At 73.1% G+C, this 14,490-nt stretch carries 13 protein-coding genes; 2 read left to right on the top strand and 11 right to left on the bottom strand.

Annotated features, from left to right (window positions below):
• Positions 1-13: 13 nt before the first annotated feature.
• On the bottom strand, positions 14-184 hold the full coding sequence (locus tag EV376_RS07650) for an antitoxin (protein WP_486482879.1): 171 nt from the start codon (positions 182-184) through the stop codon (positions 14-16).
• 441 nt (positions 185-625) lie between these two features.
• Between EV376_RS07650 and EV376_RS07645 the strand changes: the two genes are divergently transcribed.
• Entirely contained in the window at positions 626-1,735 is a 1,110-nt protein-coding gene (locus EV376_RS07645; protein ID WP_486482549.1) for an AI-2E family transporter, read from the top strand.
• A 27-nt stretch (positions 1,736-1,762) separates the two neighbouring features.
• Here EV376_RS07645 and EV376_RS07640 read toward each other — a convergent pair whose 3' ends face one another.
• Positions 1,763-2,413, bottom strand: coding sequence for a dienelactone hydrolase family protein (locus EV376_RS07640; protein ID WP_130321426.1), 651 nt, complete (start codon positions 2,411-2,413; stop codon positions 1,763-1,765).
• A gap of 279 nt (positions 2,414-2,692) precedes the next feature.
• Between EV376_RS07640 and EV376_RS07635 the strand changes: the two genes are divergently transcribed.
• The gene (locus EV376_RS07635; protein ID WP_130321425.1) at positions 2,693-2,872 is read left to right on the top strand and encodes a hypothetical protein; all 180 of its coding nucleotides are present in this window, start codon (positions 2,693-2,695) and stop codon (positions 2,870-2,872) included.
• Positions 2,873-2,949: 77 nt separating this feature from the next.
• On the opposite strand, the gene EV376_RS07630 is transcribed toward EV376_RS07635, so the two are convergent.
• The 9 genes from EV376_RS07630 to EV376_RS07590 all read right to left on the bottom strand — a co-directional run bounded on the left by EV376_RS07630 (position 2,950) and on the right by EV376_RS07590 (position 14,480).
• A complete protein-coding gene (locus tag EV376_RS07630; RefSeq protein ID WP_130321424.1) occupies positions 2,950-5,322 on the bottom strand; it encodes a glycosyl hydrolase family 65 domain-containing protein in 2,373 nt (790 codons plus the stop codon).
• Complete coding sequence (locus EV376_RS07625; RefSeq protein WP_130321423.1) at positions 5,319-6,149, bottom strand: HAD-IA family hydrolase; 831 nt, start codon at positions 6,147-6,149, stop codon at positions 5,319-5,321. Before EV376_RS07625 ends, EV376_RS07630 begins: the two co-directional genes overlap by 4 nt.
• A 45-nt stretch (positions 6,150-6,194) precedes the next feature.
• On the bottom strand, positions 6,195-6,629 hold the full coding sequence (locus EV376_RS07620; protein ID WP_130321422.1) for a VOC family protein: 435 nt from the start codon (positions 6,627-6,629) through the stop codon (positions 6,195-6,197).
• A gap of 122 nt (positions 6,630-6,751) precedes the next feature.
• Entirely contained in the window at positions 6,752-7,216 is a 465-nt protein-coding gene (locus EV376_RS07615) for a DUF4442 domain-containing protein (RefSeq protein ID WP_130321421.1), read from the bottom strand.
• A 38-nt stretch (positions 7,217-7,254) separates the two neighbouring features.
• Complete coding sequence (locus tag EV376_RS07610) at positions 7,255-8,562, bottom strand: ABC transporter ATP-binding protein (RefSeq protein WP_130321420.1); 1,308 nt, start codon at positions 8,560-8,562, stop codon at positions 7,255-7,257.
• A 155-nt stretch (positions 8,563-8,717) separates the two neighbouring features.
• Positions 8,718-10,928, bottom strand: a complete 2,211-nt coding sequence (locus EV376_RS07605; RefSeq protein ID WP_130321419.1) for a bifunctional glycosyltransferase family 2 protein/CDP-glycerol:glycerophosphate glycerophosphotransferase — start codon at positions 10,926-10,928, stop codon at positions 8,718-8,720.
• Positions 10,929-10,941: 13 nt separating this feature from the next.
• Entirely contained in the window at positions 10,942-12,906 is a 1,965-nt protein-coding gene (locus tag EV376_RS07600; RefSeq protein WP_130321418.1) for a CDP-alcohol phosphatidyltransferase family protein, read from the bottom strand.
• Positions 12,903-13,652, bottom strand: a complete 750-nt coding sequence (locus EV376_RS07595; RefSeq protein WP_130321417.1) for an ABC transporter ATP-binding protein — start codon at positions 13,650-13,652, stop codon at positions 12,903-12,905. The genes EV376_RS07600 and EV376_RS07595 overlap by 4 nt, the downstream gene beginning before the upstream one ends.
• Complete coding sequence (locus tag EV376_RS07590) at positions 13,653-14,480, bottom strand: ABC transporter permease (protein WP_130321416.1); 828 nt, start codon at positions 14,478-14,480, stop codon at positions 13,653-13,655. It lies immediately after the preceding gene.
• Positions 14,481-14,490 lie beyond the last annotated feature (10 nt).

Raw genomic sequence — 14,490 nt, 5'->3', positions numbered from 1 at the left:
ATCGCGGACGCCGTCAGCGGCCCGGTTCGCGCTGACCGGTACGGGCCTGCGCCATGTCCACGCCCTTGTCGATCTGTTCGCCGTGCTTGCCGCCGGTGCGTTTGTCAGCCATGTCACCGGCCTTCTCCATGCCCTTGTCGACCTGCTTGTCGTACTTGTCGACGAGCTCCTTGGCCTTGTTCATGAAGTTGCCCACGGGATCCTCCTCGTCTCGCGGTTCGATCTTCTGCGTTCCCGGAGGCCCTGAGCGCAAACCGGCTGGCGGAACGTGCCGCAGCGCGTGCCCCGGACGTGACCCGCAACCGGCCGCGCTGCCGGCCCGGGACGGGTGCCGCCCCGCCGGCAGCTCGGGCTGGCGGGCGCCCCCTCGACCGCGTGCGGCGCCCGCGCCGGCATGCGCCGGACAGCCGGACGCGGACCGCCGGCGGCGCGGCGCACGCGACCGCGCGGACCGGCCGCGGCGCGGCGCACGCGACCCGGTCGACAAGGGAACGTCGCCGGCGGCGTGACCGGGACCGGTGTCGATCCGGCCCGAGCCCGGGCGCGATGCCGGCACAGGCCATAACGTGGGTGTGGCGGGAACGCCGGCCGGGTACCGACTCGCCCGGAATCGAGGAGGGTCGACGTGGTCGAGGACGGGCGGACGTCTGAGCAGATGCGGGACCGGGAACCCCGGTCGAGCTGGACGGGCCTGCCCTGGCTCGTCCGCTCCGCGGTGGTGTGGAGCGCGTGCCTGGTCGTGGTGGTCGCCGGGCTGTACCTGCTGGGCAGGATCGCGGTGCTGCTCGCGCCGCTGGCCATCGCGGTGGCCGCCACCGTCTTCCTGACCGCGCTGCTGGATCCGGTGCAGCGGTTGCTGCGCCGGCTACGGCTGCCGGCCGCGCTGGCCGCGCTGCTGACCGTGGTGCTGCTGCTCGGCGTCCTGTTCGGCGTGGGCGCGCTGGTGTGGAACCTGACGGCGAGCCAGTTCGACGAGTTGGCCGGGGAACTGACCCGGGGCATGGAGCAGACCCGTGACTTCGTCACCTCCACCCTGCCGGTGAGCGACCAGCAGCTCGACCGGCTGGTCGACCAGGCCCGGCAGGGGCTCGGCCCGGGCGGCGGCCTCGACCCGGTGTCCGGCGCGCGGACCGCCGCCGAGGTGCTCGGCTCGGCCCTGCTCGCCCTGGTGCTGCTGTTCTTCCTGCTCAAGGACGGCCGGTCGATGTGGCGCTGGACGCTGGACCGGATGACCGGCCCGAACCGGGCGCTGGCCGCCGAGGCGGGTCGGGCCGGCTGGCAGACGCTCGGCGCGTACAGCCGGGGCACCCTGATGATCGCGGCGATCGACGCGATCGGCATCGGCCTGGCGCTGGTGGTGCTGCGGGTGCCGCTGGCGTTCCCGCTCGCGCTGCTGGTCTTCTTCGGCGCGTTCGTCCCGATCATCGGCGCGACGGTCACCGGCGCGATGGCGGTGCTGGTGGCCCTCGCCGCCAACGGCCCGGTGACCGCCCTGCTCGCGCTGGCCGCCGTGATCGCGGTGCAGCAGACGGAGGGCAACCTGCTGGAGCCGCTGATCATGAAGCGGCAGGTCCGCCTGCACCCGGCCGTCATCCTCGTCGCGGTCACCGCCGGCACGCTGATCGCCGGGATCGCCGGCGCGTTCGTCGCCGTCCCCATCACCGCGGTGTTCTGGCGCGTGGTGGACACGGTCCAGCGTCACCGGGCGGCGCCGCCCCCCGCTCCGGCCGGCTGACGGCGGCGGGCCGGGGGCCGGCGGCGGTCAACGGAGATGGGTGGTGAACCAGGTGGCGGCCTCGTGGGCGACCTGCTCCAGGGTGCCGGGCTCCTCGAAGAGGTGCGTGGCGCCGGGGATGACGGTCAGCTCGGCGCTGTCCGGCAGGGCGTCCTGGGCCTGCTCGTTCAGCGCGATCACCTGCTCGTCGAGGCCGCCCACGAGCAGCAGGGTCGGTGCCGTCACCCGGTCGAGCGCCGGCCCGGCGAGGTCCGGCCGGCCGCCCCGGGACACCACCGCCCGGACCTGGTCGGGTCGCTCGGCGGCGGCCACCAGGGCGGCGGCCGCGCCGGTGCTGGCCCCGAACAACCCGATCGGCACCGCGCCGAACGGCTGCTCGGCGGCGAGCCAGTCCACGATCGCGGCCAGCCGGCCGGCGAGCAGTCCGATGTCGAAGCGCAACTCGGCGGTCCGCGCGTCGACCGCGTCCTCGGCCGGGGTGAGCAGGTCCACCAGCACGGTGCCGAGCCCGCTGCCGTTGAGCACGTGCGCCACCGCCACGTTGCGGGGACTGTGCCGGGAACTGCCGCTGCCGTGCGCGAACGCCACCACACCGGTCGGCTCGGCCGGAACCAGCAGGTCCGCCGTGAGCTGAGCGTCTCCGGCCGGAATCGTCACCTCGCTGCTCCGTACGTCCATGCCCGGCACGTTCCCCACCAACCCCACGCCATGCGTGCAAGGACGAGCCCTTCGTCAACACCCGCCGGGACGTCGGCGCCGTCGCAAACCGCCGGAACGCCACCGCCGTCGTAATCCGGACGGCAGGCCGGCGCCGCTGCGATCCGACGGCACCTCGGCGTCGCTGGCCGCCCGGCACGTCGCCCGCCCGCGTTTGCCGGTATGCGCGCCGGGTAGCCGGTGGTTGACCGCAGACCGTACCGGCGCGCGCAGCGCCCCGACGGGATCGCGAGGATCGCCATGGCTCAGCAGCAGCGAGAGTCCCGGCAGCAGGCCGCGGAACGGGACCGACGGGAACAGGACACCGAACGCGGCCGGGACTGGGCGGACGAGGCGGCGCAGGCGCGTACCGCCGACGATCCGCGGGCGATGGCGCCCCGCGACGCCGCGGGCCGGCCGTCGCAGGGCCGGCCGCTCTGACCCACATCGCGCTGACCCGCTGAGCGGGTCGAGAAGGGGTCCTTCCGCTACCGGAGACGTTGCGAAGGGCCCCTTCCTCACATCCGTTCCGGCAGGCGGATGAGCGGCCCGCGACCCTGCGGCTGCTCCGGGGGCGGTTCCGGCGTCTCCATCGCGGGGATCGGCACGGTCACCGGCTCGGTGCAGGTGATCTGGATCTTCTCGCCGTAGTGGCGCAGGTCCAGTACGTCGTCCGGGTCGCCGTTGCGCAGGGCGTACGTGGTCTGGTGCGGCTCGATGTCGACCCGTAGCCGCATCCCACGCCAGTGCAGCGAGAACGCCAGGCGGCTCAGCCGGCTGGAGAGCCGCGGCGTGAACGACAGCGTGCCGTCGTGGTCGCGCAGCCCACCGAACCCGGCGACCAGCGCGATCCACGCGCCGGCCAGCGACGCCATGTGCACCCCGTCGCGGGTGTTCTCGTTGAGGTCGTGCAGATCCATCAGCGCGGCTTCGCGCAGGTAGACGTGGGCCAGCTCCGGGTAGCCCACCTCGGCGGAGACGACCGCCTGGGTACACGCCGACAGCGACGAGTCGCGGACGGTACGGCGTTCGTAGTACAGGAAGTTGCGCAGCTTCTCGTCCGGGGTGAAGGCGTCCCCCCGCCAGTGCATCGCCAGCACCAGGTCGGCCTGCTTGACGACCTGCTTCCGGTACAGGTCGAAGTACGGGTAGTGCAGCAACAGCGGGTACTTCTCCGGCGGGGTGCCCGCGAAGTCCCACTCCTGGAACCGGGTGAAGCCCTCCACCTGCTCGTGTACGTCGAGTTCCTCGTCGTACGGGACGTGCATGGCGGCGGCCGCGTCCCGCCAGGCCGCCGCCTCCTCGTCGGTGACGCCGAGGTGGTACGCCTCGTCCCGGTACCGCATCACCGCGTCGGCCGCGGTGATCAGGTTCCGCTGGGCCATCAGGTTGGTGTAGATGTTGTCGTTCTTGATCGCGGTGTACTCGTCCGGGCCGGTCACCCCGTCGATGTGGAACTGGCCGTGCCGGTCGTGGTGGCCCAGCGACCGCCACAGCCGGGCGGTCTCCACGAGCAGTTCGAGGCCGATCTCCCGTTCCAGGCTCGTGTCGCAGGTGGCGAGCACGTAGCGGCGGACGGCGTCGGCGACGGCGGCGGCGATGTGGAAGCCGGCGGTGCCCGCCGGCCAGTACCCGGAGGACTCGGCGCCGTCGATGGTGCGCCAGGGGAAGGCGACGCCCTCCAGGTTGAGCATCCGGGCCCGTTCCCGGGCGGTGGGCAGCGTGCGGTGCCGCCAGTGCAGGGCGTCGCCCACGGCGGCGGGATGGGTGTACGTGAGCACCGGCAGCACGAACATCTCGGTGTCCCAGAAGGCGTGGCCGTCGTACCCGGGTCCGGTCAGGCCCTTGGCGGCGATCGGCCGGCGCTCCGCCCGGGCGCCCGCCTGGAGCACGTGGTAGAGCCCGAAGCGCACCGCCTGCTGGACCTCCGGGTCGCCCTCCACCACGACGTCGGCGGAGTCCCAGAACTCGTCGAGGTACTCCCGCTGCTCGCGCAGCAGCCCTTCCCAACCGTCGAGGCGGGCGCCGGCGAGCGCGGCGCCGACCTGGTCGCGCAGCGCCGGCAGTGAGCGGCGGCTCGACCACCCGTACACCAGGTACTTCACGACCCGCAGCGTCTCGCCGGGCTTGAGCACGCAGGCGATCGTGGTACGGACCCAGTCCTGGTAGCCCTCGGACTCGACGGTGGTGCGCGCGGTGGTCTCCACCTCGTGTTCCATGGCGGCGGCGAGGCGCAGGCCGGAGACCTTGGTGCGGTGGATCAGCAGCCCACCGTCGTCGGTGGTCAGCTCCTCCTCGGCGAGCAGCGGCGACTCGAGGACCGCGGCGACCCGGGGGTCCTTGCTCTGGGCGGGGAGCGTCTCGTTCGCCACCAGCTCGGACTGGAGGATGAGCCGCAGCGGCTTGTCGTCGGCGACCTCCACCTCGTAGTTGATCGCGGCCACCGACCGTTGGCGGAAGGAGACCAGGCGGGTGCTGCGGACGCGTACCTCCCGGCCGGCCGGCGAGCGCCAGTGGACCGAGCGGTGCAGCGTGCCCTCCCGCATGTCGAGCACCCGCTCGTGCGACAGGAGCTCGCCGTAGCGCACGTCGAGCGGCTCGTCGTCGACGAGCAGCCGGAGGAGCTTGCCGTTGGTGACGTTGACGATCGTCTGGCCGGACTCGGGGAATCCGAAGCCGGCCTCCGCGTACGGCAGCGGGCGCAGCTCGTAGAAGGAGTTCAGGTACGTTCCCGGCAGGCCGTGCGGCTCGCCCTCGTCGAGGTTGCCGCGCAGCCCGATGTGCCCGTTGGACAGGGCGAACACCGACTCGGACTGGGCCAGCACATCCATGTCCAGCCGGATCTCCCGGACGTGCCAGGGCTCGACGGGGTACGCCCGTTCCCGGATCATTCGCCCGTCCCCCGGTCCCGCACGACCGGCCCGCGGTCCATCCGGCTCGACTCCCGTGTCGCCGCCTCGCGGTGCGGGCTGGCGGGTTCGGCCTGGAGCAGCTCGGCGAGGTCCCGCACCACGATGTCGGCGCCGTTCGCCAGCAGCTCGGTCGCCTGGCCGACCCGGTCGACGCCCACCACGTACCCGAACCCGCCGGCGCGGCCGGCGGCGACACCGGCCAGGGCGTCCTCGAAGACGGCGGCGTTGGCCGGGTCCACCCCGAGCAGCTTCGCGCCGGCGAGGAACGAATCCGGTTCGGGCTTGCCGCGCAGCCCCTGGGCACGGGCGACGAGGCCATCCACCCGGGCCTCGATGAGCGGTTCCACCCCGGCGGCGGCGATCACCTCCCGCCCGTTCGCGCTGGCCGTCACGACCGCGCGGCGCAGCCCCGCCGCGGCCACCGCCTTCAGGTAGGTCACCGAGCCCGGATAGACGTCGACGCCGTGTGTCCGCAGGTGATCCAGCAGCAGGGCGTTCTTGCGGTTGCCGATCCCGAAGACGGTGTCCGCGTCCGGCGGGTCGTCGGGCCGTCCCTCGGGGAGCACGATGCCCCGGGAGGCGAGGAAGGTACGCACCCCGTCGGCGCGGGGGCGGCCGTCCACGTACCGGTTGTAGTCCTCGCCGGGGTCGAACGGGCGGAACGGCTCCCCGGTGACCGCGGCGCGGCGGCGCAGGAACTCGTCGAAGGTCGCGGTCCAGGCTGCGTTGTGGACCCGGGCGGTCTGGGTGAGCACACCGTCCAGATCGAAGAGGCACGCGGTCACATGAGCAGGCAGGCCCAGCATCGTACGAATCTATCCAGTGCCCCGCCGGGTCAAACACCGTTCCGCTCAGCCGGCACTGAAGTCGGGGACGGTGAGGGTGCCGTCCGGGGCCAACGGGAAGCCCGGGTTGTACGCGATCTCCCAGACGTGCCCGTCGGGGTCGGTGAAGCAGCCCGCGTACCCGCCGTAGAAGGTCTCCCGGGCGGGCCGGGTCAGCGTCGCTCCGGCCGCCACCGCGTCGGCGAGGATCGCGTCCACCTCGGCGCGGGAACGGACGTTCTGCGCCAGACTCAGGCCACCGAACCCGTCGTCACCCGGGTCGGCGAGGCCCGCGTCCGCGGCCAGTTTGTCCCGCCCCCACAGGACCAGCGCCAGCCCGCCGGCCTGGAAGAAGACGGTCTCCTCGACCTCCTGCCCCCGCCAGCCGAGCCGCTCGTAGAACGTGCGGGCACGGGCGATGTCGGCGACGCCGAGGGTGACCAGGCTGATCCGCTGCTCCATGCCCGCAGGTTAGCCGCGCCACCGGCACCCCGACGGCCCGATGGCTTCCGGACGGATGATGCTCAGCCGGTCTCCGGGGCCGGATCCGACCGGCACGGCATCATCTGATCATGAGGGGCTGTTCAGTTGGGGCGCAGCGTCCAGACGACGGTCATCTCGCCGGTGGGCTTGCCCTCCTCGGTGGCGATCTCGACGCGTACCGGGAACTCCGGTCGCTGGCCGGCCGCCAGCTCCGCGAGCACCTCGGCGGCCGGGCGACCGAGCCGCGCGGTCGCGCGCACCGCACCGAGGGCCAGCTTCCGGTACGCGATGTCCGCGCGCACGGCGAGCGGCGTGGCCCGGTCGAGCACGTGGGCGAACGCGGCCAGCACGACCGTGCCGGAGGCGGTCTCGCCGAGGGTGAACATGGCGCCGGCGTGTGGCCCGCCGATGTGGTTGTGGGTGGCGGGCGAGTCGGGCAGCCGGACCACCGCCCGGATGCCGCCGTCGGCCTCGGGAGCCACCTCGACGAACTCGAACCCGAGCGTACGGGCGAACGGCACGGCCTCCAGCATCCCGGTGGCCACCTGGCGAGGGTCGATGCTCATACCCGCACGCTACCCACGGGTAACTTTCTGGGCAAGCGTCAGCGCCAGCCGACGTCGATGCGGTCGCCGCGCTCGTCGAAGAAGTGCAGCGCGTCCATCCGGACCTGCACCGCGAGCTGGTGTCCCGGTGACACCGCCGGGTAGGGGGCCAGCCGGACCGCCAGCTCCGCCGGGCGACGGTGGTGCCGGCCCGGGTCGGGGAGCACGCTGGTCCGGGTGCCGGTGGTCGTCGGGGCCTCCTCGACCGGCGAGTCGCCGGCCCGCCCGGTGATCCGCTGTACGACCTGGTTGAACCGGCGCAGGCCACGCTGCCCCACCGGCATCGACTCCATCGGCGCGCCCATCTCGTCGACGACGACAGCGGTGGCGCCGATGTCGAGGAAGGCGAGCGACTCGTGCCCGTGGTGCTCCAGGTAGCGGATGCGGCCGTACAGGACGTCGCCCGGAGTGTCGGGAGCGACCGGGGTGAGCGCCTCGGCCCGCATGCCGATCACGATCCGCTCGCCGTGGTAGTGGGCGACCGCCCGGCTGCGGATGTCGTCCCACGGCAGGTAGAGCGCCTGCTCCCCGAGGGTGAGCGTGACGTACCGGTCCAGGTGCACGTAGACCGACGCCTCCAGCAGGTTCATCCGCGGGCTGCCGAGGAACGCGGCCACATAGAGGGTGGCGGGGCGGCCGTACACCTGGGTCGGGGTGCCGACGTCCTGGAGGACCCCCTTGCGCATGATGGCGACGCGGTCGGCCATGGTCAGCGCCTCGGCCTGGTCGTGCGTCACGTAGAGGGTGGTCACGCCCAGCTCGCGGGTCAGGCCGGAGATCTCCGCCCGCAGCTCGGCGCGGAGCCCGCTGTCGAGGTTGGACAGCGGCTCGTCCATGAGGAACAGGCCGGGCCGGCGCACGATCGCCCGTCCCATCGCCACCCGCTGGCGCTGACCGCCGGAGAGCTGGCCGGGCCGGCGGGCGAGGACGTCGCCGATGCCGAGCGCGCCGGCGACGTCGGCGACCCGCTCACCCCGCCGTTCCGGCTCCAGCCCGGCCAGCCGGAGCGGAAAGGCGATGTTGTCGCCGACGGTCATGTGCGGGTAGAGCGCGAAGTCCTGGAAGACCATCGCCACACCCCGGTCGCGGGGCGGCAGGTCGTTGGCCAGTTCCCCGTCGAGGAGCACGGCGCCGGAGGTCGGGTCCTCGAGGCCGGCGACCATGCGCAGCACCGTCGACTTGCCACAGCCCGAGGGACCCAGCAGCACCATGAACTCGCCGTCGTTGACGTCGAGGTTCACGCTGTCGACGGCGCGGGTGCCGTCGTTGAAGACCTTGGTCACATCCTTGAGCGCGACGGTGGTCACCGTCTCCTCCCCCAGCTCGGCGGCCGAACCCGGAGATGACTGTGACGAAGAGCACCCATTTTGCACATCGGGTGAACGTGCCATGTTGAGGCCGTGACAGTCCCATTGCGTGCCATCGATCCACATTAATGCGACAATCCCGGCATCGGCCCACGTCAGCCGGCCGGACCAGGCTCGGCGGACTCGCCGAGGAACACCCGCCGGACCACCCGCTCGGCGGCGTGGCCGTCGTCCAGCCGGCAGAACCGCTCCCGGAACCGGCACCGCGCCGCCTCCGCCTCCGGTCCGCGGACCGCACCGGACCGGAACACGTCGAGCAGGCCGTCGAAGTCCATCGCCACCGCACCCGGCGGCTCGGCGGTCACGTCGAAGTAGACACCCCGTGCCAGCCGGTACGCCTCCCAGTCCGGCGCGTACACGACGATCGGCCGGTCCAGGACGGCGTAGTCGAACATCGCCGACGAGTAGTCGGTGACCAGCACGTCGGCGGCGAGGTAGAGGTCCTCGACCCGCGGGTGGGCGCTCACGTCGCGCACCCGGTCCCGGGTGACCGCCCGCAGCGCCCGCCGCTCCCGGTCGTGGAAGTAGTGGCTGCGCATGAGCAGCCGGCCGGTCGGCCCGAGCGCGGCGAGGAACCGGTCCGGGTCGAACGGCGGCCGGTAGCCCGGCAGGTGTTCGCGGTGCGTGGGCGCGTACAGGACGACCTGCTCGCCGATGCCGAGGCCCAGCTCGGCGCGGACCCGCAGCACGTCCTCGGTGGTGGCGGTGACCAACCGGTCGTTGCGCGGGTACCCGACCTCCAGCGTGGTGTATCCGGCCGGGTACGCCCGCTCCCACATCTGGGTGGAGAAGCTGTTCGAGGTGATGCTGTAGTCCCACCGGTCCACCCGGCGCAGCAACCCGGCGAAGTCCATCCCCACCGCCCCGATCGGGTAGCGCTGCTGGTCCAGCCCCATCACCTTGACCGGCGTGCCGTGGTGGGTCTGCACGTGGACGGTCCCGGGGCGCTTGCGGACGAAGTCCGGGAAGTTGACGTTGTTGACCAGCCAGCGGGCCCGGGCCAGCGCCCGGTACTCCGCCGGGGTGCCGGCCACCACGTACTCGACGCCCGCCGGCATGCCGGCCACCCGGTCGCGCCGGACGATCCACACCCCGCGCACGTCGGGAGCGAGCCGGCGGGCGGCCTCGTGGATGGCGGCCGGGTTGCAGGCGTAACCGCGGTACCAGTAGGCGGCGTAGACCGCGAGCTTCGGGTCCACCGGGCGCAGCAGTTCGGCGCGGTAGTACTCGCGCAGCACGGTGTCCCGGGCCAGCCGGACGCTGCGCCGGGCGGCCGGCACGACCCGCCGCCGCACCCGGCGCGCCTGCCGCGCGGCGACGTCGCGCACCCGGTACGCCCCACGCAACGCGCTGAACGTCCGCCACCGGCCGTCGGCGACCAGGCGGTGCTTGAGCCCCTCCGCGCCGCCCGGCACCGGGTAGCCCTGCGGTGGGCGCCACCGGGCGTGGTCGGCGGTGATCTGGGCGAAGAACCCCGGGCGCAGCTCCGGCGCGATCCGTTCCCCGTTGCCCAGCACCGTCAGGTAGTGCCAGATCATCCGTTCGAAGAGCGCCGGCCGCAGGTCGTCGACCGCCGGCCCCCACTCGTCCAGGAGCCGGAACACCCGGTGCCACTGGGCGAAGACCTCGAAGTGCCGGTCACCCCGGGTACGGGTGATCGCGCCGGCCCGGCGCTGCCGGTAGTTCACGCACACCCGGTCCAGCACCCCGATCCGCTCGGCGAGCAGGAGCGCGGGGTAGCTGAACGAGACGTCCTCGTACCAGCCGGGCGCGAAGCGCAGCCCGTGGTCGAGCAGGAACTCCCGCCGCAGCACCTTGTTCCACGCGGTGTGCAGCAACTGGATCGCCTCCGGCCGCTCGCGCAGCCGGAACGTCCCCGGCCCGGGCGGCTCGGGATAGACGTCGAGCATCCCGCTGCGGGTGGCCCTCCCGTTCCACCAGACCCGCACGTGGTCGACCACCAGCACGTCCGGACGGGTGGTGCGCAGCCGCTCGGCCACCTCGGTGAGGCAGTCCGGAGCCAGCCAGTCGTCGCCGTCGACGAACCACACGTATTCGCCGGTGGCCCGGTCCAGCCCCGCGTTGCGGGCCGGACCGAGCCCGACGTTCTCCGGCAGCCGCAGCGCGCGGGTCCGCGGGTCGCGGGCCGCGTACTCGGCCAGGATCTCGCCGCTGCCGTCCGGGGAGCGGTCGTCGACACCGATCACCTCGATGTCGGTCTCCGGTTGCCGGAGGATCGAGTCGAGGCATTCGCGCAGGTAGCCCTGCACCCGGTAGGCCGGGACCACGAAGCTGATCAGTGTCACCCGGCCGCCCCCGTCAGCCCGGTGAGCGGCCTCCGGCATTGACCGGGCCCGCCGCCACCCGCGCGGCGCGGGCGGGCAGGACCAGCCAGGCGAGGGCGACGCTCCCCACGAAAACCACGAGAAGGTACGCACCGAGTGTAACCATGCCGATACTCGCAATTCCGGCGATCGCCGCCAGGGCCAGCAGCGCCGAGCGCACCTCCCAGCCCAGCGTGGCGGGGTGCAGCGGCGGCGCGGCCTTGCGCTTCTCCAGTCGAGCGGTCAGGTCGTAATGGTGCAGGGTGAGCACGAAGACGTACCCGAAGATCACCCAGGCCGGCACGGCGCCGAGCACGCCGACGGCGATCGCGAAGAGGTACTCGGCCGCCCGCAGCGCCCCCGGCACCAGCCAGTCCAGCGCCCCACCGTGCGAAACACCGGCCCCGTTCGCCGCGAGCAGCAGACCCGCGAGGCCGAGCAGCGCCGTCCAGCTCGGGACGGCGGCACCGCCGAGCAGCGCGAGCAGGAGCAGGGCCGCCGCCGCGAGCACCGCCAGCACGGCCAGCACCAACGGCCCGAGCCGTCGGGCGACCGGCCGGGCGCGGGCCAGCGGCCCGTCGTCGCGGTGCAGGCCGGTGTCGACCGTGTCGAGCACCCCGACCCGCATCGACCGGGCCCGCAGCGTACGCAGGCCACCGGTGTACGCGAACGCCAGCACACTCCACGCCAGCACGGCGAACAGCGCGATCCGCTGGTCGAAGAGCGCCGCGACGACCGCGATCAGGGCCCACCGCTCACCGATCGGGAAGACCACCGTGCGCTTCAGCCAGTACGTGACCGAGCCGATGTCGGCCTGCACCCGGTTCGAGGCGGCGCTGAGCCGGTCACCGATCCCACCGCCACCGGTGGCCGGCCTCGGACGGCGGGCCGCCTCGTCGTGCAGCGCGCCGTACCAGGTGTCGGTCATGTGCCGGACGGTCTGCACGGTCATCGCGGCGATCGCGAGCGCCCACCCGTACCGGTATCCGGCGGCAGTCGCGCCGTACCCGAGACCCGCGTAGACCACGTACTCCTTGGCCCGGTCGGCCATCGTGTCCAGCCAGCCGCCCCAGGCGCTGAACGTACGGGTGTAGCGGGCCAGCTGCCCGTCCACGCAGTCCAGCACGAAGCCCAGGTAGAGCAGCACCGCACCGGCGACCAGCGCGGGCCGCCCCCCGGTGCCGAAGAGCAGCGCGGCGGCCACCGCGAACGCCACCGAGATCATCGTGACCGCGGTCGGGGTCAGGCCGAGCCGCGCCGCCACCTTCGTCACGTACGGGGACCAGGTGCTCACGAAGTACGTGGTGAAGAAGTCGTCCCGCTCCTTCACCGACAGCTTCAGCTCGGCCCGGTCCTCGTCGACGGCGGCCACGGCCGTCTCGGCGGCCGCCCGCTCGGCGGCGTCGGTGACCCGGTGCGCGACGAGCAGCCGTACCCGCTGGGCGAAGGTCAGCGTGCCGCCGGCCGTGAGCTCGGCGAAGAGCCGGTCCACGGCGGGCCCGGCGACGGCCGGACCCGGGGCGGACGCGGCGCCGGCCGGCACCACCGCGGCGGCGGCTCGCGCCGCGGCGGCCAGCGCCGGCAGGTCCTCCGCCCCGACCCGCAGCGCCCCGCCGAACGTCCCGGTGGCGCCGTCCAGGTCGTCCGGCAGCCCGGCGGCCACCACCTGGCCCCGGTCCTCGCGCACCGCGGTACGCCCGTGCGCGGGCGGGTCGGTGAGCACCAGCGCCACGGTCGGCCCGACCGGACTGGTGGCGAGGTGCCGCAGGACGGCGGTGTGCGCGACCAGGTCGGCGCCGGTGACGAGCACCGGCCCGGTGGCCGTCTCGACCAGGTCGGCCAGCGTGGTCAGGTCGGCGGCCGGCCGCACCGCGTCGGCCCCCGCCCACCGGCACTGCTCAACCAGCCGGTCGGCGAGACCGGCCGGCGCCCCGGCGGTCAGCACGATCGCGAGCGTCACCGGGGCACCTCCCGGTGGTACGCGGCCAGCGCCTCGTCGATGGTCCCGTCGACGGTCATCCGGCCGGCGTCGAGGTAGAACCCGCGACGGCAGAACCGGGTCAGATCCTGTTCGTTGTGTGACACCAGCACCAGAGTGCGCCCCTCCCCGAGCAGACGTTCGATCGTCGCATAGCACTTCCGGCGGAACTCCGCGTCCCCGACCGCGGTCACCTCGTCCATGAGCAGGACGGGGTGCGGCAGGTGGGAGATGATCGCGAAGCCGAGCCGGACCTTCATCCCGGACGAGTAGTGCCGCACCGACGTGTCGATGGCCCGCTCCACCTGCTCGCCAGCGAAGGACACGATCTCGTCGAAGTGGCGGCGCAGGTAGGCCGACGACAACCCGTGCAGGCCGCCCACCAGATAGAGGTTCTCCCGGCCGGTCAGCTCGCTGGAGAAACCGGCGGACAGCTCCAGCAGCGGCGCCACGTCGCCCCGGACGGTGATCCGGCCCTCGTCCGGGATCAGCACCCCGGCGATCAACCGCAGCAGCGTGCTCTTCCCGGTGCCGTTACGGCCGATCACACCGACGGTGTCGCCGGCCGCGATCGAGAACGACAGGTCGCGCAGCGGCCAGAAGCGGCCGTCCGCCCGCCCCCCGCGCCGGCCCCGGTGGATGACGAGGTCCCGCAGCCGCAGCTGCCGGCGGCGGTTCCGGACGAACCGGATGCCGAGCTTCTCCGCCTCGATGATCGGACCGGCCATTCACAGTTCCTTGAGGACGGCCGGTTCGAGGCGGCGGAACGTCCGCCAGCCGACGCCGAACACCAACAGGCTGCCCACCACGGTGGTGGCGAGCAGCCGGGCGTCCGGGAACTCGTCCGGGTACCACACCGAGTGGTGCAGCTGGAAGATTCCGACCAGCGGGTTCAGCTCGTACGCGGCCGTCAGGCAGCCGGGCAGCGCGGAGTCCCGGACCAGGCTGAGCGGGTAGATGATCGGCGTGGCGTAGAACAGCACCCGGACGACCAGTCGCATGAACCGCTCGACGTCCCGCATCAGCACGTTGGCCGCCGACAGCAGCAGCGCCAGCCCGACGAGCAGGACCCCCTGCACGGCCACGGCCAGTGGCAGGGCGAGCACCGACCAGCCGAGGTCGATCCGGCCCGCCACCGCGTACGCCACCGCGACCGCCACCAGGATGGGCAGGCCGGCCGCGTACTCGGCCACCCGGCCGACCACCCGGCCGATCGGGAAGACCTGCCGGGGGATGTTCATCGTCGTGATCAGCCGGGCCTGGCCGGTCAGGGCGTTCGTCGCCTCGCCCAGCGCCGAGCTGGTCCACATCCAGGCGAAGATCCCGGTGAGCAGGAACAGCGGGTACGAGTCGGCCGCCTCGCCCAGGTGCCGGCTGGTGTCCCGCTCGTACAGCACGCCGAAGACGAACCAGTAGATGGCACCGAAGCCCAGCGGCTCGATCAGCGACCAGAGGTACCCCAGCACCGACTGCTGGTACTTCACCGCCAGGTCACGCCGGACCAGGATGCGCAACGCGTCGCGGTGGGACCAGAGCGCCCCGACGCCAGACGTCACCGCGTCGCCT

This window comes from Micromonospora sp. CNZ295 (assembly GCF_004217535.1).
Note: the sequence above shows the minus strand (reverse complement) of the source record. Positions and strands in the feature narration are given on the sequence as shown.

Coding starts and splice junctions, on each gene's coding strand:
- EV376_RS07625 (WP_130321423.1), bottom strand. CDS start 6,149: ATGCTGGGCCTGCCTGCTCATGTGACCGCGTGCCTCTTCGATCTGGAC.
- EV376_RS07640 (WP_130321426.1), bottom strand. CDS start 2,413: ATGGACGTACGGAGCAGCGAGGTGACGATTCCGGCCGGAGACGCTCAG.
- EV376_RS07630 (WP_130321424.1), bottom strand. CDS start 5,322: ATGATCCGGGAACGGGCGTACCCCGTCGAGCCCTGGCACGTCCGGGAG.
- EV376_RS07615 (WP_130321421.1), bottom strand. CDS start 7,216: ATGAGCATCGACCCTCGCCAGGTGGCCACCGGGATGCTGGAGGCCGTG.
- EV376_RS07595 (WP_130321417.1), bottom strand. CDS start 13,652: ATGGCCGGTCCGATCATCGAGGCGGAGAAGCTCGGCATCCGGTTCGTC.
- EV376_RS07650 (WP_486482879.1), bottom strand. CDS start 184: ATGAACAAGGCCAAGGAGCTCGTCGACAAGTACGACAAGCAGGTCGAC.
- EV376_RS07620 (WP_130321422.1), bottom strand. CDS start 6,629: ATGGAGCAGCGGATCAGCCTGGTCACCCTCGGCGTCGCCGACATCGCC.
- EV376_RS07635 (WP_130321425.1), top strand. CDS start 2,693: ATGGCTCAGCAGCAGCGAGAGTCCCGGCAGCAGGCCGCGGAACGGGAC.